The organism is Delftia sp. UME58 (assembly GCF_014170385.1).
Taxonomy (GTDB): domain Bacteria; phylum Pseudomonadota; class Gammaproteobacteria; order Burkholderiales; family Burkholderiaceae_C; genus Comamonas; species Comamonas acidovorans.
The window spans coordinates 307,931-331,650 of sequence record NZ_LZZV01000055.1 but is presented as its reverse complement, the minus strand read 5'-3'; the positions used below and the strand labels follow the sequence as shown (position 1 = coordinate 331,650).

The following is a 23,720-nucleotide window of genomic DNA, read 5'->3' as shown; positions in this document are numbered from 1 at the left end:
CGCTGCCAGCAGCCCGGCGGGCGCTGGGCGACAATGCCGGCCATGTCCTTGACCGTTTCCGACCTGCCGCCCCAGGGCGCCCCGCGCTGGCAGGGCCTGGCGCCGGTGGCCGATGCGCGGACCCGGGCCCTGGTGCTGGGCAGCTTTCCGGGCCTGCGATCGCTGCAGCTGCAGCAGTACTATGCCCATCCGCAAAACCAGTTCTGGCCCTTGCTCCAGGCCCTGTGGCCCGGGCATCCGCAGCCCGGCCGCGACGACTATGCGGGCCGCTGCGAATGGCTGCTGGCCCGCGGCCTGGGCCTGTGGGATGTGTATGCCAGCTGCGAGCGCGAAGGCAGCCTGGACAGCGCCATACGCGCTGCCGAGGTGAATGATTTCGTGGCGCTGCGCACGCATTGCCCGCAGCTGGCGCTGGCCCTTCACAACGGTGGCGAGAGCTACAAGCACGCAGGCCGCACGCAGGCCCTGGGCCTGGCCGCCGTGAAGCTGCCATCGACCAGCCCGGCCAACGCGAGCTGGCGTTTCGAGCGCAAGGTGCAGGCCTGGCGCGAGGCGCTGGCCCTCCATCAACTGCTCTGAATCTTTCTATTTTTTCGACGTGATACGCAAGACCCGTGGCGCCGCCAAGGCCGCCCCTTCCTCTCCCGCCAACGCCGCAGACGCCGAGCTGCCCGAAGTCAGCGTCTCCGACGATGGCGATGTGCGCCACCTGCACCTGGGCACGCCCTGGATCCAGGGCTCCATGCGCATACGCGAGCCGTTCGAGATCGAGCTCGAATACGTGCAGCGCATGATGGGCTGGCTGCTGTTCATGGAGCCCGCCAGCGTGGCCGGCCGCCATGCCATGCAGTTGGGCCTGGGCGCGGCCGCCATCACCAAGTTCTGCCACAAGAAGCTGCGCATGCGCACCACGGCCATCGAGCTGAACCCGCAGGTGCTGGCCGTGTGCCGCAGCTGGTTCAAGCTGCCGCCCGACAGCGACACGCTGCGCGTGGTGCTGGCCGATGCGGCCCAGGAAATCCGCAAGAGCCAGTGGCTGGGCACGGTCGATGCGCTGGCCGTGGATCTCTACGACCACGATGCGGCCGCGCCCGTGCTGGACAGCGCCGAGTTCTATGCCGACTGCCGCAATCTGCTGACCGAGGACGGCATCATGACCGTCAACCTGTTCGGCCGCACCTCCAGCTACGAGCGCAGCCTGGCGCGCATGGCCGAAGCCTTTGGCGAAGAGGCCATGTGGGCCTTCCGCCCCACGCGCGAGGGCAACACCGTGGTGCTGGCCCAGCGCACGCCGCGCGCGCTCGACCCCGCAGCGCTGCAGGCTGCCAGCGCCCAGGTGCAGGCCCGCTGGGACCTGCCCACCACGCGCTGGCCCAAGATCTTCGTGCGGCCCTGGTAGAGCGGGGCTGGCCGGGCAGGGCGGCCGCCAGGCTTACCATAGGGCGCAGTTCAGCTTCCGGCCCAACGCCATGTCCGATCCGATCTCCACCGCACAGTCCAGACTCGCCGTTGTTGCAAGCAATCCTTCGGGGCCCCTGGACTGGCGCAGACTGGTGCAATGGCTGCTGGCCGATGGCGTGATCACGGCCGAAGAGGCCCAGCGCACCGTGGCGCGCTGCTCGCAGGCCGAGAGCACCCAGCACCCGCTGGTCCGGCTGGCCAATGTGGGCATGGCCCGCGCCAGCGACGGGCGTGCGTTGGACATCGAGGAACTGACCCAGTACCTGGCAACCCGCAGCGGCCTGGCCTACCTGCGCATCGACCCGCTGCGTGTGGATGCGGGCCGCGTCGGCGAGATCATGAGCGCCAGCTATGCCGAGCGCCACAAGGTGCTGCCCGTGCAGGTGTCGCCGCAGGAAGTGGTGGTGGCCACGGCCGAGCCCTTCATCGATGACTGGGTGGCCGAGGTCGAGCGCCAGGCGCGCCGCAAGGTGCGCCGCGTGCTGGCCAGCCCGCTGGACCTCAAGCGCTATACGGGCGAATTCTTCGCCTTGGCCAAGTCGGTGCGCGCTGCCGAGAAGGCCGGCGGTGCGGCCAGCGCGGCCAGCTTCGAGCAACTGGTGGAGCTGGGCAACAGCAGCAAGCAGCTCGATGCCAACGACCAGGGCGTGGTGCGCGTGGTGGACTGGCTGTGGCAATACGCCTTCGACCAGCGCGCCAGCGACATCCACATGGAGCCCCGGCGCGAGCAGGGCGTGATCCGCTTTCGCATCGACGGCGTGCTGCACCCCGTCTACCAGGTGCCCATGGGCGTGCTCAATGCCATGGTCTCGCGCGTGAAGCTGCTGGGGCGCATGGACGTGGTGGAGAAGCGCCGCCCGCAGGATGGCCGCATCAAGACCCGCAACCCGCGCGGTGATGAGGTGGAAATGCGCCTGTCCACGCTGCCCACGGCCTTTGGCGAGAAGCTGGTGATGCGGATCTTCGATCCCGACAACACGGTCAAGGACCTGGATGCACTGGGCTTCACCAGCCATGACGCCCAGCGCTGGAACGAGCTGGTGCGCCGCCCGCACGGCATCATCCTCGTGACCGGGCCCACGGGTTCGGGCAAGACCACCACGCTGTACTCCACGCTCAAGCGCGTGGCCACGGAGGCGGTCAATGTCAGCACCGTGGAGGACCCGATCGAAATGATCGAGCCCAGCTTCAACCAGACCCAGGTGCAGACGCAGCTGGACTTCGGCTTCACCGAGGGACTGCGTTCGCTGATGCGCCAGGACCCGGACATCATCATGGTGGGCGAAATCCGTGACCTGGCCACGGCCGAGATGGCCGTGCAGGCCGCGCTGACCGGCCACCTGGTGTTCTCAACGCTGCACACCAACGATGCGCCTAGCGCCGTGAGCCGGCTGATGGAGCTGGGCGTGCCGCCCTACCTGATCAACGCCACGCTGCTGGGCGTGCTGGCCCAGCGCCTGGTGCGCACGCTGTGCCCGCAATGCAAGCAGCGCGACGAGGAGACTTCGGCCGCCACGCTGGCCGAGGCAGTGCGGCCCTGGAAACTGTCAGGCAGCTACCAGCCCTACAAGCCCGTGGGCTGCGTGGATTGCCGCATGACGGGCTTTCGCGGGCGCATGGGCCTGTACGAGCTGCTGACCGTGAGCGAGGCGCTCAAGCAGCAGATCCACACCTCGCCGTCCATGGATGCGCTGCGCCGCCAGGCCGTGCAGGACGGCATGCGTCCGCTGCGCCTGGCCGGGGCCCTGCGCGTGGCCGAAGGCGTGACCACGCTGCAAGAGGTCATGGCCAGCACGCCCCTGCTGGGCTGATTTGCGCATGAAAACGTAAGTGCCTGCTCTTGTGCAGATCGTTGCTGCCCATGGATGGCCTGCTCTTCGCTGGCACCCTTTTTTCTTCATGCGGGTAGGACATGAGGGTATGCCCTTTGTAGGTGGAATCCACATTCGGACACAGTTTTTCTGAACGCAAAATCGCCGGGTCGTGATTCCGTAAGGAGACATTCTCGTGAAAATCAAGAGTCAGAAAGACTTTTTTTCCGGCGTGATGTTTTTGGTTATCGGCCTCGCTTTTGCGATCGGCGCAACCAACTACACCGTCGGCACCGGTGCCCGCATGGGCCCGGGCTACTTCCCGCTGATCCTGGGTGTGCTGATGTCCATTCTGGGCACGGCCATCTGCTTCACAGGCCTGACCAAGGGTCCCTCGGGCGGTGACAAGATCGGCAAGTGGGCGTGGAAACAGGTGTTCTTCATCCTGGCCGCGAACTTTGCCTTCGGCATCCTGCTGGTCGGCGTTCCCAACCTGGGCATTCCCCAGTTCGGTCTGATCGTCGCCATCTACGCGCTGGTGTTCATCGCCAGCCTGGGCGGCCATGGCTTCAACTTCAAGGAAGTGGCAATTCTGTCCACCGTCCTTGCTGTGGGCAGCTATGTGGCCTTCGTGTGGGCACTGAATCTGCAGTTCCCCGTCTGGCCCAGCTTCATCACCGGCTAAGCAGGAGCATCGTCCGTGGAACTTTTTCAGAACCTGGCGACCGGCTTCGGCGTCGCCTTCACTTTCCAGAACCTGATCTACTGCTTCGTCGGCTGTCTGCTCGGTACGCTCATCGGCGTGCTTCCAGGCATCGGCCCCGTGGCAACGATCGCCATGCTGCTGCCGGCGACCTACGCCCTGCCTCCGGTGGCGGCGCTGATCATGCTGGCCGGTATCTACTACGGCGCGCAGTACGGTGGCTCGACCACCGCCATCTTGGTGAACCTGCCTGGTGAGTCCTCGTCCGTGGTGACCGTGATCGACGGCTACCAGATGGCCAGAAAGGGGCGAGCGGGACCCGCTCTCGCTGCCGCAGGCATAGGCTCGTTCTTCGCAGGCTGCGTGGGCACCGTGATCCTGGCCGCCTTCGCGCCTCCGCTAACGGAAGTCGCCTTCAAGTTCGGCCCTGCCGAGTACTTCTCGCTGATGACCCTGGGCCTGATCGGCGCCGTGGTGCTGGCTTCGGGCTCGCTGCTCAAGGCCATTGCGATGATCGTGCTGGGCCTGCTGCTGGGCATGGTCGGCACCGACGTGAACTCCGGTGTGGCCCGCTACAGCTTCGACATTCCCGAACTGACCGACGGTATCGACTTCGTCGTGATCGCCATGGGTGTGTTCGGCTACGGCGAAATCATTGCCAACCTGTCCAAGCCTGAAGACGAGCGCGAAGTGTTCGCCGCCAAGGTCACGGGCCTGATGCCCACCGCCGAAGACTTCAAGCGCATGCTGCCTGCCATGCTGCGCGGCACGGCCCTGGGTTCTGCCCTGGGCATCCTGCCCGGTGGCGGTGCCATGCTGTCGGCCTTTGCTGCCTACACGATCGAGAAGAAGACCAAGCTCAAGCCGGGCGAAGTTCCCTTCGGTCAAGGCAACATCCGTGGCGTGTGCGCTCCCGAGTCGGCCAACAACGCCGGTTCGCAGACCTCCTTCATCCCGCTGCTGACGCTGGGCATTCCGCCCAACGCCGTGATGGCACTGATGGTGGGCGCGATGACCATCCACAACATCCAGCCGGGCCCGCAGGTGATGACCAGCAACCCCGAGCTGTTCTGGGGACTGATCGCCTCGATGTGGATCGGCAACCTGATGCTGATCATCCTGAACCTGCCGCTGATCGGCGTCTGGATCAAGCTGCTGACCGTGCCCTACCGCTGGCTGTTCCCGTCCATCGTGCTGTTCTGCGCGATCGGCGTGTACGGTACCAACAACAACACCTGGGACGTGTGGATGGTGGGTATCTTCGGCTTCGTGGGCTATGTGTTCCACAAGCTGGGCACCGAGCCGGCTCCCTTGCTGCTGGGCTTCATCCTGGGCCCGATGATGGAAGAGAACCTGCGCCGTGCGCTGCTGCTGTCGCGTGGCGACTGGAGCGTGTTCGTGACCCGTCCGATCTCGGCCGGCCTGCTGCTCGCCGCCGTGGTGCTGCTGGTGGTGGTGCTGATGCCTGCAGTGAAGAACAAGCGCGAAGAAGCATTCGTAGAGGATTGATCGCCTCAGCGTTGCAACCATGTTGCTTGACGGCCCCTCGGGGCCGTTTTTTTTGGTCAACAAGCGATCCTGGTGGAAAGCTGTCGATCCCGGATGCCTGGGAGCCGACGCGCCCGTGACTGCACAATAGCGCGCAGTCTTTCGAGGTTCCGATGTCCCCACTACTGTCATCCCAGCACCCGCAGCGCGTGCTGCTGCACAACGAGATCCACGCCCGCCCCGCCGAGGAGATGCTGGCGCCGCTGGCCATCACCCACGTAGTGATGCTCACCGATGCGGCCCAGCGCGAGGCCAGCCGCGCCCATGTGGCCACCCTGCTGCGCAACCACCACCTGCCGCCGCCCGATGCGGCGACCACGCATGTGCTGATCGACCTGGGCGCCTTTCACCTGCGCTGGGAACTGCACACGGAGTTCGTCTGCTGGACCTTCAGCAAGCCCATGTCGCAGGCCGGCATGGACGATGTGAGTGAGCCTGAGGCCGCCATCGACTACGTGCCGCACGACTGGCTGGCTGCCTTGCCCGGCCAGTGCCTGAGCGGCCTGCACCTGTGGGCCTTGCAGGAGCGGGCGATCAATGAGCCGCATCTGGTGCGCCACCTGCTGCAGGAAGACACGCTGGTGGGTGCGCGCGTGGCCGGCGATGCGGGCAAGGTCTACACCGACTTCGCCATCCATGCCGATGGCTTCTCGCGCATGCTGCTGCTGGCCGGCGAGTCATTGTCGCCACGCCGCCTGGGGCGGCTGGTGCAGCGGCTGCTGGAGATCGAGACCTACCGCATGGCGGCCCTGCTGGGCCTGCCTGCCGCCCGACAGGCCGCCGCCGTGCTGGCCACGGCCGAGCGGGATCTGGCGGCCCTGGCCCATTCCATCCGTCTTGCCGACCGCGATGCCGAGCCGGCACTGCTGGACCGGCTGACACGCCTGGCCGGGCAGGTGGAGAGCGAATACGCCACCACGCATTCGCGCTTTTCCGCCAGCGCGGCCTATTTCGAACTGGTGGACAAGCGCATTCAGGACATCCAGGAATCGCGCATCGACGGCATACAGACCATCCGCGAGTTCATGGACCGGCGCCTGACGCCGGCGCGCAGCACCTGCGAATGGGCGGCGCGGCGGCAGAACGCACTGTCCGAGCGCGTCTCGCGCGTCAGCAGCCTGCTGCGGACACGGGTGGAGATCGAGCAGCAGCAAAGCAGCCAGCAGTTGCTGGGCGCCATGAACCAGCGCCAGGACATGCAGTTGAAGTTGCAGTCCACGGTGGAAGGCCTGTCCGTGGCCGCCATCACCTACTACTTCACGGGCCTGATCAGCTATCTGGCCAAGGGCGCCAAGACGCTGGGTTGGCCCTGGTCGCCGGAGAGCACGGCCGCCGTCGCCATTCCCGTGGTGGCGCTGGGCGTATGGTGGTCGCTGCGCAGGCTGCACCACAGGCTGTTCCGTGGCCAGCACGGGACCGGCACGCACTGAAGGAAGCCCGCTCCCCCGCAGCCCGCCCATGCGCCTGTGCGCCCCTGCACCGGCGTTTTCACGTTTTCACAGGTTTGGCGTGAAAGCATCGAAGCCTCGCGCACAATGTGCGCTGCCGTTCTGCAAGGAACGAGCAAGGTTTTGTTTGTTCAGGAGTGAGACATGGATCTGGGAATCGCGGGCAAGTGGGCCCTGGTATGTGGCGCCAGCAAGGGCCTGGGCTTTGGCTGTGCCAAGGCGCTGGCTCAAGAGGGCGTGAACCTGGTGATCAATGCGCGCAATCCCGAGGCCCTGCAGGAGGCTGCGGCCAGCCTCGCGGCCCTGGCGCCGCAGATGAAGGTGCTCGCCGTGGCGGCCGACATCACCACCGAGGAAGGCCGCGCCGCCGTGCTGTCGGCAGCCGGTGGCCCGGGCGTGGATTTCGACATCGTCGTGACCAATGCCGGCGGCCCGCCGCCCGGTGATTTCCGCGACTGGGACCGCGCGGCCTGGCTCAAGGCGGTGGACGCCAACATGCTCACGCCCATCGAGCTGATCAAGGCCACGGTGGACGGCATGGCGGCGCGCGGATTCGGCCGCATCGTCAACATCACCTCCAGCGCCGTGAAGGCGCCCATCGACATCCTGGGCCTGTCCAATGGCGCGCGCAGCGGCCTCACAGGCTTTGTGGCTGGCCTGGCGCGCAGCGGCATCGCGGCCAAGGGCGTGACCATCAACAACCTGCTGCCCGGCAAGTTCGACACCGATCGCCTGCGCACCACCTTCACGGCCGCCGCCAACAAGAGCGGCAAGAGCCCGGACGATGTGCGCCTGGTGCAGCAATCCCAGGTGCCGGCCCGCCGCTTCGGCACGCCCGATGAATTCGGCGCCATCTGCGCCTTCCTGTGCAGCGCGCACGCAGGCTACATGACGGGTCAGAACATCCTGCCCGACGGCGGCCTGTACGCAGGAACCTTCTGATGCGCCGGTGCACTGCCTCCATGAACGGGTCCAGGGCCGGCAAGGCCCGGGAAATGGTCCCTTGCATGGCTGCGCAGTGCCTGGCGGGCCATGGGCAGGTGCAGCCTTGACAGTCCTGTTCCTGCATCGTGGCGAGCGGCCTTGCCGCAGCCTGCCCATGCCGCCCCCCATGCAGGGAGCCCGGAGATGACGGGCCAGCCCCATCAGACGGACTGGACGGCGGCCGACTCCGTCCGCGCGCCCAGCCCGGCAGGGGCTGCAAGCCCTGCGGGCATGCGACATACCCTGGCGCTGATGCTGGTGCTGCTGACGGTGGCCCTGGCGGCCGCCATGGTCTGGCTGCTCAGCGGCATGCGGACCACGGCGCAGGAAGAGGCCTCGCTGCGCCTTGTGCGCTTTGTGCTGGGCACCGAGGCGGCCATCAGCCGCAGTCTGGAATCCCTGGATGCCCTGGCGCTGGGCGTGGACGAGCTGCTGGGTTCGCGCAACCCCGCATCGGCCTCGCAGCCGCAACTGCAGGAAATGCTGCACACCATGGTGCGGCAGAACACGCTGGCGCAGCGCGCCTCGGTGCACGATATCCAGGGCCGGGAACTGGCCGCTTCGGGCGATGGCCCCGCCATCGACCTGCCTGCCCAGGTCTGGGAGCGCCTGGCGGGCCAAAGCCGCTCTGAATTGCTGGCAAGTCCGCCCGCCATCGCACCGCAGGTGCCGGGTGGCGAGCGCATGCTGTATCTTGTGCGCCCCCTGAGTCGGGCAGAGCAGGGCGGCTATGTGCTGATGCAGGTGCCGGCTGCGGCGCTGGGCGCCGTGCTGGCCCAGGGCGGTGTGCTGGACGGCCTGGAGGTCACGCTGGAGCAGGGCAGCGGCGAGCTGCTGCTGTCCATGCCCCAGTATGGCGATGCCGCAGCTGTGCGGCTGCTGCCGACGACGTCGCAGCTGCCGTCCAGCGGCGTCATGCACATGGCCGCGCGCCTGAGCCGCGTGCCCGCGCTGGTGGCTGCCCATCCGCTGCCCAAGGAGCATCTGTGGATCACGGCCAGCCTGCCCATGTCCTCCGTGCTGGCAGGCTGGCGCGTGGCTGCCTGGCTGATGGTGCTGGCCGTGATGATCTTCGGCGTACTGCTGGCCGTGCTGGGTTGGACCGTACACCGCTACATGGACCGCCTGCATGCCGCGCGGCGCCAGGCCCAGCGTTCCGAGCAGTGGCTGGACCAGGCGCTGGACAGCATGGTCAGCGGCTTTTTGCTGCTGGATTCGCAGCAGCGCGTGCTGCGCTGGAACCGCTGCTACGAGGAAATGTTCCCCTGGCACGCGGACCAGCTGGAGCCTGGGCGGCCCCTGCAATCGCTGCTCGATTCCTGCCCCAGTGCCGTGGGCCTGGTGGCGGCGCCGGCGCAGGCCGACGAGGTCAAGGACCTGCACCGCCAGCTGGTGCTGCGGCCCGGCGTGCCCTTTGAGCAGCAACTGCCCAGCGGCCGCTTTGTCCAGATGACGGCACGGCTGGCCGCCGAGGACGGCGTGGTCATCACCTACAACGATGTCACCGATATCCGGCTGGCCACGGCCGAGATCGAGAGCCTGGCCTTCTACGATCCGCTGACCAGCCTGCCCAATCGCCGCCTGCTGCTGGACCGGCTGGCCCAGGCCACGGTGCTGGCCGCACGCGAAGGCTGGACCGGGGCGCTGCTGTTCCTGGACCTGGACCAGTTCAAGATGCTCAACGACACGCTGGGCCACGAAGTGGGCGACCAGCTGCTGCAGCAGGTGGCGCACCGGCTGCGCAGCGCCGTGCGATCTTCGGACACGGTGGCGCGCCTGGGCGGCGACGAGTTCGTGGTCATGCTCTGCGAACTGTCGCACGAGCCTGCCGAGGCGGCCACGCTGGCCCAGCGCATCGGCGAGAAGATCCTGGCGCGGCTCAACCAGTCCTATGTGCTTGGCGCCCACCTGCACCGCAGCGCCTGCAGCATTGGCGCCACGCTGTTCGGCCGCCAGCCGCAGTCGGCGGCCGAGTTGCTCAAGCAGGCCGATATCGCCATGTACCAGATCAAGGCGCGCAACGGCAGCGGCCTGTGTTTCTTCGATCCGCAGATGCAGGTGGAGATCCACCAGCGCGTGCGCATGGAGGGCGACCTGCGCCAGGCACTGGCGCAGTCCCAGTTCGAGCTGCACTACCAGCCCCAGTTCACGCTGGCCGGCGAGGTCATAGGCGCCGAAGCCCTGCTGCGCTGGCGCCATCCCGAACGCGGCCTGGTGCCTCCCGGCATGTTCATTGCAGTGGCCGAGGAAAGCGAGATCATCGTGCCGCTGGGCATGTGGGTGGTGCGCACGGCCTGCGAGCAACTGGCGATCTGGCAAAAGGATGCGCGGCTGCGCCATCTGCAGGTGGCCGTGAATGTCAGTGCCCGCCAGTTCCGGCACCAGGACTTTGCCTCCCAGGTCATCGAGCAGGTGCGCAATGCCGGCATTGCGCCCCATCTGCTCAAGCTGGAGCTGACCGAGTCGCTGGTGATCGAGAACGTGCAGGAGTCCATCGACAAGATGAAGCAGCTGCGCAGCCATGGCGTGTGCTTTTCCATGGACGACTTCGGCACCGGGCACTCCTCGCTGACCTATCTCACCCAGCTGCCGCTGAACCAGCTCAAGATCGACCAGTCCTTCGTGCGCCACCTGGGCATGCGCCATACCGATGACGTGATCGTGCAGACCATCATCGGCATGGCGCGCAACCTGAACCTGGATGTGATCGCCGAAGGCGTGGAGACCCTGGAGCAGCGCGCCCTGCTCGCGCACTACGGCTGCGAGTACTTCCAGGGCTATCTGTTCAGCCCGCCCGTTCCCATACGCGCGTTCGAGCAACTGCTGGCCAAGGTGCCCGTGCGCACCGCGGCGCACGGCCTGTCCAAGGCTATCCCCGGCGCGAAGACACCATGATGCCGCCCACGATGAGTGCGAACGCCAGCCCGTGGTACAGGCGCGGCGCTTCGCCCAGCAGCGCGATCGACAGCAGGGCGGTGAACAGCGGGATCAGATTGCCGAAGAAGCCCGCCACGGCCGGGCTGCTGCGCTGTACGCCCAGTCCCCAGAAACGGTAGGCCAGGATGGCCGGTCCCAGGGCGATGAACAGCAGTGCCCCGGCCAGCGGCCAGCCCCACTGAATGTGGAACTGGCCCATGGCCATCTCGCCGCCGGTGAACAGGCCGGACCAGACCAGGCCGAAGACCATCTGGGCCAGCAAAAAGCCTGCCCAGTCCGAGCGCAGCCGCTGCGGTACCTGCGCCTTGGACAGCAACCAGGTGTAGAGGGCCCAGACCATGGTGGCCAGCACCATGAACAGATCGCCGGGCACGAGCTGCAGATGCAGCAGCAGCTCGGGATCTCCGCGCGACAGCACCACGGCCACGCCCAGCACCGACAGCAGTGCGCCCGCCATCTGGCGCGGGCTGACGGGAATGCCCCAGACAATGCGGCCCAGGGCCAGCATCCACACCGGCATGCTGGAGCTGACCAGGGTGACGTTCAGCGGCGTCGAGGTCTTGAGCGCCAGATACAGCAACGCGTTGTAGCAGCCGATGCCCAGCAGGCCCAGCATGGCGAACTGGCGCCAGTGGCTCCAGGTGCCGCTGTGGCGGCCCAGTGTCCATCCTGCCAGCGGCACAAGCAGGACAAAGGCAATGGCCCAGCGCAGGAAGTTCAGCGCGAACGGCGAGATCAGGTCATGGACCATGCGGCCCACGATGGCGTTGCCGGCCCACAGCAGGGGAGGCAGCGTCAGGATGGCGGCGGTGGACAGCTTCAGCGGCGGGCTCGTGTGGCTCATAGGCCCGTCACTATAGGTGCTGCGAACGCACTTGGCCGGCCTTGTGCCAGTCCTGTGCGGACCCGGGGCAGCGTCTTGCGCGTGGCCTCCCGAAACATGGCACGATGCCGCTCTTGTCGCTTTTTGCAGGAGTGCTCCCATGGGTATTGCAGTGCAGATCCGCCGCAACGGCGGCCCCGAAGTCCTGGAACTGGTGCAGGTCGCCGTGGGCGAGCCCGGGCCGGGCGAGGTACGCATACGCCACCATGCGGTGGGCCTCAACTTCATCGATGTCTACCAGCGCTCCGGCCTGTACTCGCTGCCCATGCCCCTGAGCCTGGGCATGGAAGGCGCAGGCGTGGTCGAAGCCGTGGGGGCCGGCGTGCAGCACCTGGGCGTGGGCGATCGCGTGGCCTATGCCAGCAATCCGCCGGGCAGCTACAGCGAAGTGCGCGTCATGCCCGCCATGTGCGTGTGCCGCCTGCCCGATGCCATTGCGTTCGAGACGGCCGCTGCCATGATGCTCAAGGGCCTGACCGCGCAGTACCTGCTCAAGAAATGCATTCCGGTCGAGGGCCTGGCACCGGGCGATGCCGTGCTGTTCCATGCGGCGGCCGGTGGCGTGGGCCTGATCGCCTGCCAATGGGCCAGGGCCCTGGGCCTGCAGCTCATCGCCACCGCGGGCTCGGACGAGAAGTGCGCGCTGGCCCTGGCCAACGGTGCAGCCCATGCCATCAACTACCGCAGCGAGAACTTCGCCGAGCGCGTGCAGGAGATCACCGGTGGCCAGGGTGTGAAGGTGGTCTACGACAGCGTGGGCAAGGACACATGGGAAGGCTCGCTGGCCTGCCTGCGGCGCTTCGGCCTGTTGGTGAGCTTCGGCAACGCCTCGGGCCCCGTGGCGCCTTTCGCTCCTGCCGTGCTGGCGGCCAAGTCGCTGTATGTGACGCGCCAGACCCTGTTCTCCCACATTACCAGCCGCGAGGCCACCCAGGCCATGGCCGACGATCTGTTCGCCGTGGTGGAAAGCGGTGCCGTGAAGATCCATATCGACCAGCGCTATCCGCTGGCCGAGGTGCGCCAGGCCCACCTGGACCTTGAGGCGCGCAAGACCACCGGCTCGACCATCCTGCTGCCATGAGTGTGCAAAAGCGCCTGACTGATCCGGCCGACCCGGCCGTGAAGGCCTGGCTGTGCCGCCTGCGCGCCGACACGCGCCAGCCCGCGCTGCAGCCGCGCCGGCCGTTGCTGGTGGCGGGGCAGGAGACAGGTTCGCTGGAAGACGGCCTGGCCGCGCTGCTGCCGGACGATGTGATGCGTGCCCACGGCGTGGCACTGCGCCTGCAGGCCGGCCAATGGCATCTGCAAGGCCAGGGCGATGCCACGGTCCTGCTCAACGCCCTGGCCCGGGTGCTGCGTGCCACGGGCCACAGCGGCCCCTGGCGCGATGAGCAACTGGCCGTGTGCAACGTCCAGGGCCAGCGCATTGCCACTGTGGAGCGCGGTGCCGTGCGCCCGCTGGGCATTGCCACCCAGGCCGTGCATCTGGTGGGCGAGACAGTCGATGGCCGCATCTGGGTGCAGCAGCGCGCCGACAACAAGCCCACCAACCCCGGCATGTGGGACACGCTGATGGGCGGCATGGTGGCCGCGTGCGATACCGTGGCCGAGGCCGTGGAGCGTGAAACCTGGGAAGAGGCCGGCCTGCGCGTGGCCGAGCTGCAGGGCCTGCGCCATGGCGGCCATGTGCTGTTCGAGCGCCCCAGCGACGAGGCCGAGGGCCGGGGCTTCATGCGCGAGCGCATCGACTGGTTCAGCGCCACCGTGCCGCCGGCGCTGGAGCCCGGCAACCGGGATGGCGAGGTCCAGGCCTTTGCGCTGATCGAGCGCGACCAGCTCGTCGATTGGCTGCTGCAGGGCCGCTTCACGCCCGAGGCCGCCCAGGTGCTGGCGGCCTGGCTGGGCTGGTGAGCCGCTTCAGCGCGCCGTCTTGTTCAGTGCCGATTCCTTGAGCCGGCTGGGCGCCAGGGCGCCGGCCGATTCGAGGATGGGGTAGGCCACCGAGCACAGCAGCGAGTTGATGCGCTTGAGGTCGCTGATCAGGTCGATGTGCAGCGAGCTGGTCTCTATGCTGGAGACGGTGTTGTCGGACAGGCGCGCCAGGTGGGTGGCCGAGTAGGCCAGCTCCAGGTCGCGGAAACGCGCCTTTTCCTCCAGCAGCTTCTGCGCCTCGCGCACATTGCCGTTGAGGAACACGCTCATGGCCAGGCGCAGGTTGTCCAGCAGGTGGTGCAGCAGCTCGCGGATCTCCTGCGTGCCGGCCTCGGAGAACTGGCGGCCCTTCTTGATCTTCTTGTCCTCGATGTCCAGCAGCACGCGCTCGATGATGTCGCCGATCTGCTCCATGTTGATGGTGAAGCTGATGATTTCCGTCCAGCGCTGGCCCTCGCGCTCGTCGAGTTCGGCGCGCGAGATCTTGGTCATGTAGTACTTGATGGCCGAGTACAGATCGTCCACCGTGCCTTCAAGCTCGCGCAGCTCCTGGGACAGCTTGAGGTCGTCGGTCTCCAGCACGCGCTGCATGCCGATCAGCATGGACTCGACCATGTCGGCCTGGTGCAGGGCCTCGCGCGCGGCGCAGGAAATGGCCAGCGACGGCGTGCTCAGCGCCGAGGGATCCAGGTGGCGCGGGCGCAGCAGGCTGGTGGCGCTGGCCTCCGGCTTGGGCAGCAGGGCCGTCACCCAGCGCGCCACGGTCTGCGTCAGGCCGATGAAGCACAGGCTGTTGAAGATGTTGAAGGCCAGGTGGAACAGCACGATGTTCTGGCCCTTGCCGTCGATCAGCGGCATCACATAGGTGGCCCACAGCCCCAGGAAGGGCGCGACGATGGCCACCCCCATGATCTTGAACAGCATGTTGCCGATCGTGACCTGGCGCACTTCGGTACTGGACTTGGCCGTGGTCAGCACGGCCACCAGGCCGCTGCCGATATTGGCGCCCAGCGTCAGGCCCAGCGCCACTTCCATGGGAATCGCCCCCGAGCTGGCCATGGCCGCGATCAGCAGCACGATGGCCAGGCTGGAATAGGCCATGACGGCCAGCAGGGCGCCCAGCAGCAGCTCCATGAAGATATCGCTGGTGACCGAGCCCAGCAGGGTGCGCACGGCGGGGGCTTCCAGCAGCGGCTCGGTGGCCTCGACCACCAGGCGCAGGGCCAGCAGCATCACGCCCAGGCCGATCAGCACGCGGCCTATGCGCCCGGCCGTGGTGTCCTGGCGGGTGATGAACAGCACCACGCCCACGAAGATGAACAGCGGCGACAGCCAGGACAGGTCGGTGGAGAACAGCACGGCCATCAGCGCCGTGCCCACGTCGGCGCCGCGCATCACGGCCAGCGCGGCCGGCAGCGAGATCAGGCCCTGGCCCACGAAGGCCGAGGTCATCAGCGAGGTGGCGGTGCTCGACTGCACCAGCGCAGTCACTCCCAGGCCCGACAGCGCAGCCGAGAAACGGTTGCTCATGCTGTGGGCGAGCAGGTCGCGCAGGTTGGCGCCGAACACCCGCAGCACGCCGGTGCGGACCATGTGCGTGCCCCAGACCAGCAGGGCGATGGCGGCCAGTAGATTGAGTAAGTGCTTCATGTGCTGTGAGCGGAGAAGCGGACCAATATAACCCCGGTCCCCGCTTGCGCGCAGGAGAGTCGGCCGCATGAGCGCACAGTTTGGTGCGAAATAAGGAAAATTGTAGAAATAAAACGAATCAAAAAGAATTTCAGTTGACCAAAAACGCACTCAGGAAAACCCGAAGGGAAAACCCGTCGGCGCGCAGTTGGCGGCAGCCTCCATGAAAAAGCCCCTCGCAGGAGGGGCTGGCTGTCGTGGCTTGCGTCCCGGCGGGGATCAGGTGCTTTTGGCTCGCCGTGCGCGCAGCACCTCGTCCAGGATCAGCAGGGCTGCGCCCACGCTGATGGCGATGTCGGCGGCGTTGAAGGCCGGAAAGTGCGAACGGCCCCAGTAGAAGTCCAAGAAGTCCACCACGTAGCCGTGCTGCAGGCGGTCCACCACGTTGCCGATGGCGCCGCCCAGGATGCTGGCCAGCGAGAAGCAAAACAGCTTCTGCCCCGGATGCTTGCGCAACTGCCAGACGATGAGCAGCGTGGCCGCCACGCCGATGCCCACGAACAGCCAGCGCTGCCAGCCGCCCGCTCCGGCCAGGAACGAGAAGGCAGCGCCCGTGTTGTGGGCCCGCACGATGTTGAAGAAGCCCGTGATCGGCGTCCAGTCGCCCAGCTGGTAGGCACCAAGGATCCACTGCTTGGTGAGCTGGTCGATGGCGATGATGGCCAGCGACCAGGCCAGCCAGGGCCAGATGCGGATGTTGCGGGATTCGGGGACCGCAGCAAAGGTAGGGGTCATGGCAGCGCCTCAGGGGTTGATTACGCCTTGTGGCGCTCTTCGCCAGCACCGTGCAGGTTGCTGTCGCAACGGCCGCACAGGCTGGGGTGCTCGGGGTTGATGCCCACGTCGGCACGGTAGTGCCAGCAGCGGTCGCACTTGGCATGGCTGCTGGGCGTGACGGCGGCCTGCAGCGCCTCGCCCGCCAGGGCCTCGGCCGCCGAGGTGATGAAGACGAACTTCAGGTCGTCGCCCAGGCTTTGCAGCAGGGCCAGGTCTTCGGGCTGGGCCGAGACACTGACTTCGGCCTGCAGCGAGGAGCCGACACGGCCTTCGGTGCGCACGGCCTCGATGTCCTTGTTCACCACGTCGCGGATCTCGCGCAGGCGCGCCCACTTGGCCAGCAGGGCCTCGTCACCGGCCGGCAGGTCGGTGTAGGTCTCCAGGAAGATGGACTCGCTGTCGCCGAAGACCTTCCAGGCCTCTTCGGCCGTGAAGGACAGGAAGGGCGCCATCCAGCGCAGCATGGCATGCGTGATCTGGTGCAGGGCGGTCTGGGCGCTGCGGCGTGCCAGGCTCTTGGGCGCGCTGGTGTACAGGCGGTCCTTGAGCACGTCCAGGTAGAAGCCGCCCAGGTCCTCCGAGCAGAACAACTGCAGCTTGGCCACCACGGGGTGGAATTCGTAGACCTTGTAGTGGGCCAGCAGCTCGGCCTGGAACTGGGCCGCGCGGGCCAGGGCCCAGCGGTCGATCTCCAGCAGCTCTTCGGTGGGAACCGAGTCCTGCGCAGCGTCGAAGTCGCTGACGTTGGCCAGCAGGAAGCGCAGCGTGTTGCGGATGCGGCGGTAGGCATCCACCACGCGGGCCAGGATCTTGTCGTCGATGCCCAGGTCGCCCGAGTAGTCGGTCGAGGCCACCCACAGGCGGATGATCTCGGCGCCCATCTTGTTGCTCACGTCCTGCGGGGCGACGGTGTTGCCCAGCGACTTGGACATCTTCTTGCCCTGGCCGTCCACGGTGAAGCCGTGCGTCAGCAGGCCGCGGTAGGGCGCGCGACCGAAGATGGCCGAGGCCAGCAGCAGCGACGAATGGAACCAGCCGCGGTGCTGGTCATGGCCTTCCAGGTAGAGGTCGGCCTCGGGGCCCTGGTCGTGGTGCATGTCGGCGTGCGTGCCGCGCATCACGTGCCAGAAGGTGGAGCCGGAGTCGAACCAGACTTCGAGGATGTCGGTGCTCTTGGTGTAGCGCACGGCTTCCTCGGCGCCCAGGATGTCCTCGGCCGTCACGCGGCTCCAGGCCTCGATGCCTCCCTGCTCGACCATGGCAGCCGCCTGGTCGATGATCTCCATGGTGCGCGGGTGCAGCTCGCCGCTGTCCTTGTGCAGGAAGAAGGGCAGGGGCACGCCCCAGCTGCGCTGGCGCGAGATGCACCAGTCGGGGCGGCCGGCGATCATGTCGCGCAGGCGGGTCTTGCCGTTTTCCGGGTAGAACTGGGTGTGCTCGATGGCTTCCAGCGCGATCTGGCGCAGCGTCTGCGCGGGCTTGTCGCCGGGCTTGGTGAACACGCCCTCGCCCTCGTCCATGCGGATGAACCACTGGGCTGCGGCGCGGTAGATCACGGGCGTCTTGTGGCGCCAGCAATGCGGGTAGCTGTGGGTGATGGTCTTGGTGTCCATCAGGCGGCCGGCCAGCTTGAGCGCGTCGATGATGACGGGCGTGGCCTTCCAGATGTGCTGGCCGCCGAACAGCGGCAGCTCGGGTGCGTACACGCCGTTGCCCTGCACGGGGCTCAGGATGTCTTCGCGCGCCATGCCGTTGTTCATGCAGCTGTTGAAGTCGTCCACGCCATAGGCGGGTGCCGAGTGCACGATGCCGGTGCCGTCATCGGCCGTGGCGTAGTCGGCCAGGAACACGGGCGAGACGCGGTCGAAGCCCTTGTCCATATCGGCCAGCGGGTGCTTGAACTGCAGGTGGTCCAGCTTCCTGCCCACGGCTGTGGCGATGACCTGGCCTTCGAGCTTCCAGCGTGCCAGGCATTTCTCGACCAGGGCCGAGGCCACGATCAGCAGGCCGCGCTCGGTATCCACCAGGCTGTATTCCAGCTCGGGGTTGACATTGAGGGCCTGGTTGGCGGGGATGGTCCAGGCCGTCGTCGTCCAGATGACGATGAAGGCGGGCTTGGCCAGCGAGGGCAGGCCGAAGGCGGTCGCCAGCCTGTCCGGCTCGGCCGTGGGGAACATCACGTCCAGCGTCTGGCTTTGCTTGTCGGCATACTCGATCTCGAACTCGGCCAGCGAGGAGCCGCAGTCAAAGCACCAGTACACGGGCTTGAGGCCGCGGTAGACGAAGCCACGCTCCATGACGCGTTTCAGGGCGCGCAGCTCGGCGGCCTCGTTGGCGTAGTTCATGGTCTTGTAGGGATGGTCCCAGTCGCCGAGCACGCCCAGGCGCTTGAAATCCACCATCTGCTGGGCGATCTGCTCGGTAGCGAAGGCGCGGCTCTTGGCCTGCATCTCGTCGCGCGGCAGGTTGCGGCCATGCAGCTTTTCGATGGCGTTCTCGATGGGCAGGCCGTGGCAGTCCCAGCCAGGCACGTACAAAGCGTCGAAGCCTTCGAGCTGGCGGCTCTTGACGATCATGTCCTTGAGCGCCTTGTTCACCGCATGGCCGATGTGGATCTTGCCGTTGGCGTAGGGCGGGCCGTCATGCAGGATGAACTTGGGCGCACCGTGGCGCGCGTCGCGCAGCTTCTTGTAGAGCCCCTTGTCCTCCCATTCCTGGACCCAGCCCGGCTCGCGCTTGGGCAGGTCGCCGCGCATGGGGAAGGGCGTGTCGGGCATGTTCAGCGTGGCGCGATAGCCCGCATTGGCGTTGGGAGAGACTTTCGAATCAGACATGGAGAACCTTGAAAGCAGGCCAGAGCCCGGACCGTCTGGTCCAGGCACGGAAAAAGGGGAGGAAAGCCTGGTGCGCACCCGCGCCCGGGCAGGTGACGGAGAGCGTCAAATTCGGTCGCGCGTGGTCTGGCGACGGGTCTCGGTGTAGATGGGCGTGTGGATGGTCGCGAAGAACGCGCGCGCGTCATCGCAGTCCTTGGCGATGCCGGCGGTGAGGGCGTCGAGACTGTCGTACTTCAACTCGTCGTGCAGTTTGTGCAGAAGTTCCACGCGGATGATTTTACCGTAGGCCTCTTCGCCTCCCGGCGCGCCGGGCCAATCGAGGCAATGCGTCTCCAGCAGGACGCGCCCGCCGTTGACATCCGTCGGGTCCAGGGAAGGGCGCACGCCGAGGTTGGCCACGCCGCGCAGCGGTCGTTCATTCAGGCCATGGACCAGCACGGCGAAGATGCCGCTGGCCGCAGGCTTCCAGTGGTTGAAGCGCAGGTTCAGCGTGCGAAAGCCGTCGCCCGCGCCCTGGCGGCTTTCGGCCAGGCTGCGGCCCAGCTTGCGGCCGTGCACCACATGGCCGGAGATGGTGTAGGGATGGCCCAGCAGCCGCGCGGCGTCCTGCATGCGCCCCTCGGCCAGGGCTGCGCGCACATGGGTGCTGGACACGCGCAGGCCGTGCACCTCGTAGCTGTTCATGCGGGCCACGTCAAAGCCCTGGCGCTGGCCTGCAGCATCCAGCATGGCGTAGTCGCCTGCACGCTGGGCACCGAAGCGGAAGTCGTCGCCAACCAGCACGTATTTCGCGCCAAGGCCCGCCACCAGCACTTCGTCGATGAAGGCCTGCGGGGACTGGCTGGCCAGCGTCTGGTTGAAGGGCAGCACCACGGTCTGGTCCACGCCGCAGCGTTCCAGCTCCGACAGCTTGTCGCGCAACGTACCTATGCGCGCCGGAGCGATTTCAGGCCGTCCCAGGGTCTGGGCGAAGTAGTCGCGCGGATGGGGCTCGAAGGTCAGCACGCAGGTGGGCACGCCTCGCTGCGCCGCCTCGGCGGACAGCAGAGCCAGCATGGCCTGGTGGCCGCGGTGAACACCATCGAAATTGCCGATGGTCACGGCACAGGTCGATTCCCGCCCTGGATGGTTGAAGCCTCGAAAAATCTTCATGGGACGCTTTGTTTTCAATAGCGGCTGGCACGCGCGCAGCCAGCGCAGGCTGTCAATCCGACATGGAAACAGAGTATATTGCCTCGATAAGGCCTGCCTTGCAGGCCCTGTGCACTGGCTGCATTCCCGTTCACCTTGGTGTCAGAGGAGGCGTGTCGTGAAGGTCTTGAAGCTGTCGGCCCAAGGGCTGCCCCAATCCTGGATCACTCTGGAGCAGGCGGCGCTGCATTACGCGGCGGACGATGTGCGCTGGGAGTCCGGCGGAGAGGTCGCCTGTTTCCGCGGTGGCCACAATGCCGTCACGGGCTGCCAGTCGGTCATCCACATCAACAGCATCATCGGCACGCGCGGTGCGCCTTCCATCAATCCGCACAGCCTGCAGCCCGGCTTGACCAATGGCAAGCTGTTTGCACGCGACCGCTGCATCTGCGCCTATTGCGGCCGCTTGTTCCACGAAAACGACCTCACGCGCGAGCACATCGTGCCCATCTCCGCAGGGGGAGGCCACCAGTGGATGAACCTGGTGACGGCCTGCCGCTCCTGCAACCACCGCAAGGGTGCCCGAACGCCCGAGCAGGCGCGCATGCCGCTGCTCTATACGCCCTATATACCCAGCCTCTGGGAGGACTTCATCCTGCGCAACCGGCGGATCCTGGCCGATCAGATGGAGTTTTTGATCGCCCATGTGCCGAAATCGTCACGATTGCTTGCCTAGCGGCCCATGTGTCAGCCGCGTTTGCGGGCGTAAATCACAAAGCCCTTGACGGGCTCGCCCTTTTCGTAGCGCAGCGTAGTGTGCTCTGTTTCCACGCTCTCGAAATTGGCGTCTCGGCACAGTTTTTCGACGTGGCTGAGCTTGTGAGCGTAGCGTTCAGTCACGGGGCTTAACACCAGATTCGGGCCTTCTTCGGGCGCTGTCTCGCATGAAAGGATTAATTGGCCAGCCGGGAGCAGAAGACGTTCCGAGTTGGAGATGGCGGAGCTTGGATTGCCAGCGTAGACCAATACATCCAGCGCCGTGATGACGTTGTAGAAAGCTTCTGGGGCAGCATTCAATGCACCGTCCAGATCTATGGTTTGCAAATGATCGTAGAGCTTCAGGCGTTGTGCCTGTTCGATCATCTTCTGGGATATATCGATACCGTCCAGCTGTCCTGCAATGCGTCCCAAGCTTGCTCCCAGCAGACCTGTACCACAGCCCAGATCCAGCAGATTGAATTTTTTATCGGGGTGGGTCGCAAGCAACTTTGATGCAATCTGCTTGGGCAATTGGTACTTAAGAGCGTTTACCAGCAGATGGTCAAACTCTTTGGCCGCGCCATCAAAAATCTCTTGGTTCAATTCGATCGGCTGTTGTTCCGGAGTCTGGCCTCTGGCTCGGGCAGCATAGTATGCATAGATCGTGCTCCCCGGCTCCAGTTCTAGCAGGGCATCTGTGTCAGCGATTGCTTGCTCAAATTGGCCAACTGCAAGCGATGTGCGCGCGCGCCCAAGCAGAGCTTCTGCGTCCCTGGGGTTTCGCGCAATTGTCGTGTTCCATAGCTCAAATGCTTCAGCATGCTGGCCTTGCTTGCTCAAGCAGTTGGCCAGTTGCCTCTGCAGGTTGGTTTCATCAGGTTGCAGGGCAAGCATGCGGCGCAGGTAGCGGGCTGCCAGTGCGGTATCGTGCACAAGGTAGGCCGTCTGCACCAGATCTCCAAGCATCTGGAAATCCTGAGGTGCAAGCTTTGCCGCTCGCTCTGCCGCTTCTTTTGCCTCAGTGAACTGGCCCTGACGCGCATTTAGCTGAGCGAGTTCTACCAAACCTGGCGCCCACTTGGGTGCCATTTGGATCCCGCGGAACATGAGCTGGAAGGCGCCCGTGATGTTCCCGGCCTTTTCTGCCATCAGACCAGCCATCATGAAGACGCGTGGGTCATTGGGTGCCTGTGCGCGGGCTTGATTGAGAACAAGGGCTGCTTCTTGCAGTTCGTCCTTATTGATCAAGGTGCGGGCCCTTGCCAAGAGTGACAGGTTGGGATCGTTGGGCGAAGTGCTCATGGAAACACGTGGGTGAAATAGGAATCAACGCGACGAAGAAGCGATTTGGGTCGCATACCTAGGAATGAGTATGGAAGTCGATGAGGTGATGCATGGACTTCCTGTGTGAGGCTATGCTTGCGCGGTCTTGGTGGCTGTTACGACAAAGCCGGCCACTGGATGGTCACCTTCTTGTCGCAGTACCAACTCCTCTGTGGATACGAGGAGGCCTGCTTTCTGGCAAAGGGCTTCGACGTGACTGCGCTTGTGGGCGTACCGTTGGGTGGGTTGCAGCACCAAGTCTGGACCACTTTCGGGTGCGGTTTCGCAGGAGAAGATGAACTCCCCCCCCATCTTGAGAATGCGTGCTGCATTTGGGATGACTTCATTCACATCGCCGACGTAGGTGAGTACGTCAAGGCAGGTGATTACATCGTATTCCTGGTCTGGTGTGTGGCTCAGGGCATCCAGTACGCCAACGGTATGAAAACGGTCATAGACGTTGTGCTTGGCCGCCTGCTCAATCATCTTGACCGAACTGTCCACACCAATCAGAAAGCCTTGCATGGGCGCAAGGCAAACACCGAGCAGTCCAGTGCCGCAGCCAAGATCAAGCAGATTGAAGTCTTTGCTCGGATGGCGCTGGATCAGCTGGTCTGCAACGCGCTTGGGCAGTTGGTAGCCAAGCTCCCGAACCAGATGTGTATCGAAGTTCTGGGCCATTCCATCAAACATTGTTCGATGCAGCTCTACGGGCTGATGCTGAGGCGTCTCGCCTCGAGCCAGCTCAGCATAGTAGGCAAGCGTGGTGTCCTCGGGAAATTTCTCCTGCAGCAGCTCGATGTCTTCCAAGACCGTCGCAGGCTCTCCTCGCGCGACGCTGGCTTTTATGCGCCCATATCTGAGCGAAGACTGGTCGGGATGCTCTTGAACCAAAGAATCCCAGATTTGGCCCGCTTCAGCATGCTCACCCACGCTGCTCAGATCATTGGCGAGATACTGGCGCAGCATCGCGTCGCCGGGAAACAGCTGGAGACCTCGTCGCAGATGTTTGATGGCCATGGACAGGTTCCCTGCCCGATGAGCGATGTCAACTACGCCTGCAAGAACGCGAGGATTGTTGGGCTCGATGCGCGCCACTTTTTCCGCCAGCTCAATTGCGGGCATGAATTGGTCACGACGCGCACGATACAGCGCGCTCTCCAGCAGGCCCGGGGCCCAGGCGGGGGCAAGCTCGTTGCAGCGCTCAAACGCTTCCTCTGCTTTTTTGAAATTGCCCGCCTTCTCCGCCATCAATGCGCCAAGCATGAAGACGCGAGCGTCGTTTGGCATCTGACGGAGGGCTTTGTTCAGAGTTTGGGCGGCCTTTTCAAGGTCGCCTTGTTCGATTTGCCGGCGAGCCGTTTCCAGATGCTTGCGGTTGATATCGGCGGGAATGGAAATTGCGCTCATGGACAGAATGGTGAAATTGGCCAAAGGGTGGCGAGGCCATCATTGTGCAGCCGCTTGGCGGCCACGCCAGTGGCGAACTTTTCATTA

At 65.5% G+C, this 23,720-nt stretch carries 18 protein-coding genes; 11 read left to right on the top strand and 7 right to left on the bottom strand.

The window, feature by feature from the left end; genetic code table 11:
* The first annotated feature begins 33 nt into the window (after window positions 1-33).
* From A9976_RS17065 to A9976_RS17030, 8 genes are all read left to right on the top strand, one after another.
* A complete protein-coding gene (locus tag A9976_RS17065) occupies window positions 34-579 on the top strand; it encodes a DNA-deoxyinosine glycosylase (RefSeq protein WP_183019970.1) in 546 nt (181 codons plus the stop codon).
* A gap of 19 nt (window positions 580-598) precedes the next feature.
* Window positions 599-1,399, top strand: a complete 801-nt coding sequence (locus tag A9976_RS17060; protein ID WP_016445733.1) for a hypothetical protein — start codon at window positions 599-601, stop codon at window positions 1,397-1,399.
* 70 nt (window positions 1,400-1,469) lie between these two features.
* Entirely contained in the window at window positions 1,470-3,272 is a 1,803-nt protein-coding gene (locus A9976_RS17055; RefSeq protein ID WP_183019969.1) for a GspE/PulE family protein, read from the top strand.
* A 196-nt stretch (window positions 3,273-3,468) separates the two neighbouring features.
* The gene (locus tag A9976_RS17050; RefSeq protein ID WP_183019968.1) at window positions 3,469-3,957 is read left to right on the top strand and encodes a tripartite tricarboxylate transporter TctB family protein; all 489 of its coding nucleotides are present in this window, start codon (window positions 3,469-3,471) and stop codon (window positions 3,955-3,957) included.
* Window positions 3,958-3,972: 15 nt separating this feature from the next.
* Window positions 3,973-5,484, top strand: coding sequence for a tripartite tricarboxylate transporter permease (locus A9976_RS17045; RefSeq protein ID WP_183019967.1), 1,512 nt, complete (start codon window positions 3,973-3,975; stop codon window positions 5,482-5,484).
* Window positions 5,485-5,636: 152 nt separating this feature from the next.
* A complete protein-coding gene (locus tag A9976_RS17040) occupies window positions 5,637-6,953 on the top strand; it encodes a DUF3422 family protein (protein ID WP_183019966.1) in 1,317 nt (438 codons plus the stop codon).
* Window positions 6,954-7,115: 162 nt separating this feature from the next.
* Complete coding sequence (locus A9976_RS17035; protein ID WP_183019965.1) at window positions 7,116-7,913, top strand: SDR family oxidoreductase; 798 nt, start codon at window positions 7,116-7,118, stop codon at window positions 7,911-7,913.
* 186 nt (window positions 7,914-8,099) lie between these two features.
* Window positions 8,100-10,850, top strand: a complete 2,751-nt coding sequence (locus A9976_RS17030; RefSeq protein ID WP_183019964.1) for an EAL domain-containing protein — start codon at window positions 8,100-8,102, stop codon at window positions 10,848-10,850.
* Here A9976_RS17030 and A9976_RS17025 read toward each other — a convergent pair.
* Window positions 10,825-11,736, bottom strand: a complete 912-nt coding sequence (locus tag A9976_RS17025; RefSeq protein WP_183019963.1) for a DMT family transporter — start codon at window positions 11,734-11,736, stop codon at window positions 10,825-10,827. The genes A9976_RS17030 and A9976_RS17025 overlap by 26 nt on opposite strands.
* A gap of 139 nt (window positions 11,737-11,875) precedes the next feature.
* Between A9976_RS17025 and A9976_RS17020 the strand changes: the two genes are divergently transcribed.
* Window positions 11,876-12,856: a quinone oxidoreductase gene (locus tag A9976_RS17020; RefSeq protein ID WP_183019962.1), complete on the top strand. Its 981-nt coding sequence runs from the start codon at window positions 11,876-11,878 to the stop codon at window positions 12,854-12,856.
* Window positions 12,853-13,686, top strand: coding sequence for an NUDIX domain-containing protein (locus A9976_RS17015; RefSeq protein WP_183019961.1), 834 nt, complete (start codon window positions 12,853-12,855; stop codon window positions 13,684-13,686). Before A9976_RS17020 ends, A9976_RS17015 begins: the two co-directional genes overlap by 4 nt.
* 6 nt (window positions 13,687-13,692) lie before the next feature.
* Here the strand turns inward: A9976_RS17015 and A9976_RS17010 are convergent, their stop codons facing one another.
* The 4 genes from A9976_RS17010 to A9976_RS16995 form a co-directional block, all read right to left on the bottom strand.
* Window positions 13,693-15,357: a Na/Pi cotransporter family protein gene (locus A9976_RS17010; RefSeq protein WP_183019960.1), complete on the bottom strand. Its 1,665-nt coding sequence runs from the start codon at window positions 15,355-15,357 to the stop codon at window positions 13,693-13,695.
* Between the two features lie 258 nt (window positions 15,358-15,615).
* Window positions 15,616-16,131, bottom strand: coding sequence for a signal peptidase II (gene lspA / locus A9976_RS17005; RefSeq protein WP_183019959.1), 516 nt, complete (start codon window positions 16,129-16,131; stop codon window positions 15,616-15,618).
* 20 nt (window positions 16,132-16,151) lie between these two features.
* Complete coding sequence (gene ileS / locus A9976_RS17000) at window positions 16,152-19,007, bottom strand: isoleucine--tRNA ligase (protein WP_183019958.1); 2,856 nt, start codon at window positions 19,005-19,007, stop codon at window positions 16,152-16,154.
* Window positions 19,008-19,112: 105 nt separating this feature from the next.
* The gene (locus A9976_RS16995) at window positions 19,113-20,162 is read right to left on the bottom strand and encodes a bifunctional riboflavin kinase/FAD synthetase (RefSeq protein WP_183019957.1); all 1,050 of its coding nucleotides are present in this window, start codon (window positions 20,160-20,162) and stop codon (window positions 19,113-19,115) included.
* A 157-nt stretch (window positions 20,163-20,319) separates the two neighbouring features.
* On the opposite strand from A9976_RS16995, the gene A9976_RS16990 reads away from it, so the two are divergent.
* Complete coding sequence (locus A9976_RS16990; RefSeq protein WP_183019956.1) at window positions 20,320-20,877, top strand: HNH endonuclease; 558 nt, start codon at window positions 20,320-20,322, stop codon at window positions 20,875-20,877.
* A gap of 11 nt (window positions 20,878-20,888) precedes the next feature.
* Here the strand turns inward: A9976_RS16990 and A9976_RS16985 are convergent, their stop codons facing one another.
* Together A9976_RS16985 and A9976_RS16980 are read right to left on the bottom strand one after the other, a co-directional pair.
* Window positions 20,889-22,202: a tetratricopeptide repeat protein gene (locus A9976_RS16985; protein ID WP_183019955.1), complete on the bottom strand. Its 1,314-nt coding sequence runs from the start codon at window positions 22,200-22,202 to the stop codon at window positions 20,889-20,891.
* 111 nt (window positions 22,203-22,313) lie between these two features.
* Window positions 22,314-23,633: a methyltransferase domain-containing protein gene (locus tag A9976_RS16980; RefSeq protein WP_183019954.1), complete on the bottom strand. Its 1,320-nt coding sequence runs from the start codon at window positions 23,631-23,633 to the stop codon at window positions 22,314-22,316.
* Window positions 23,634-23,720 lie beyond the last annotated feature (87 nt).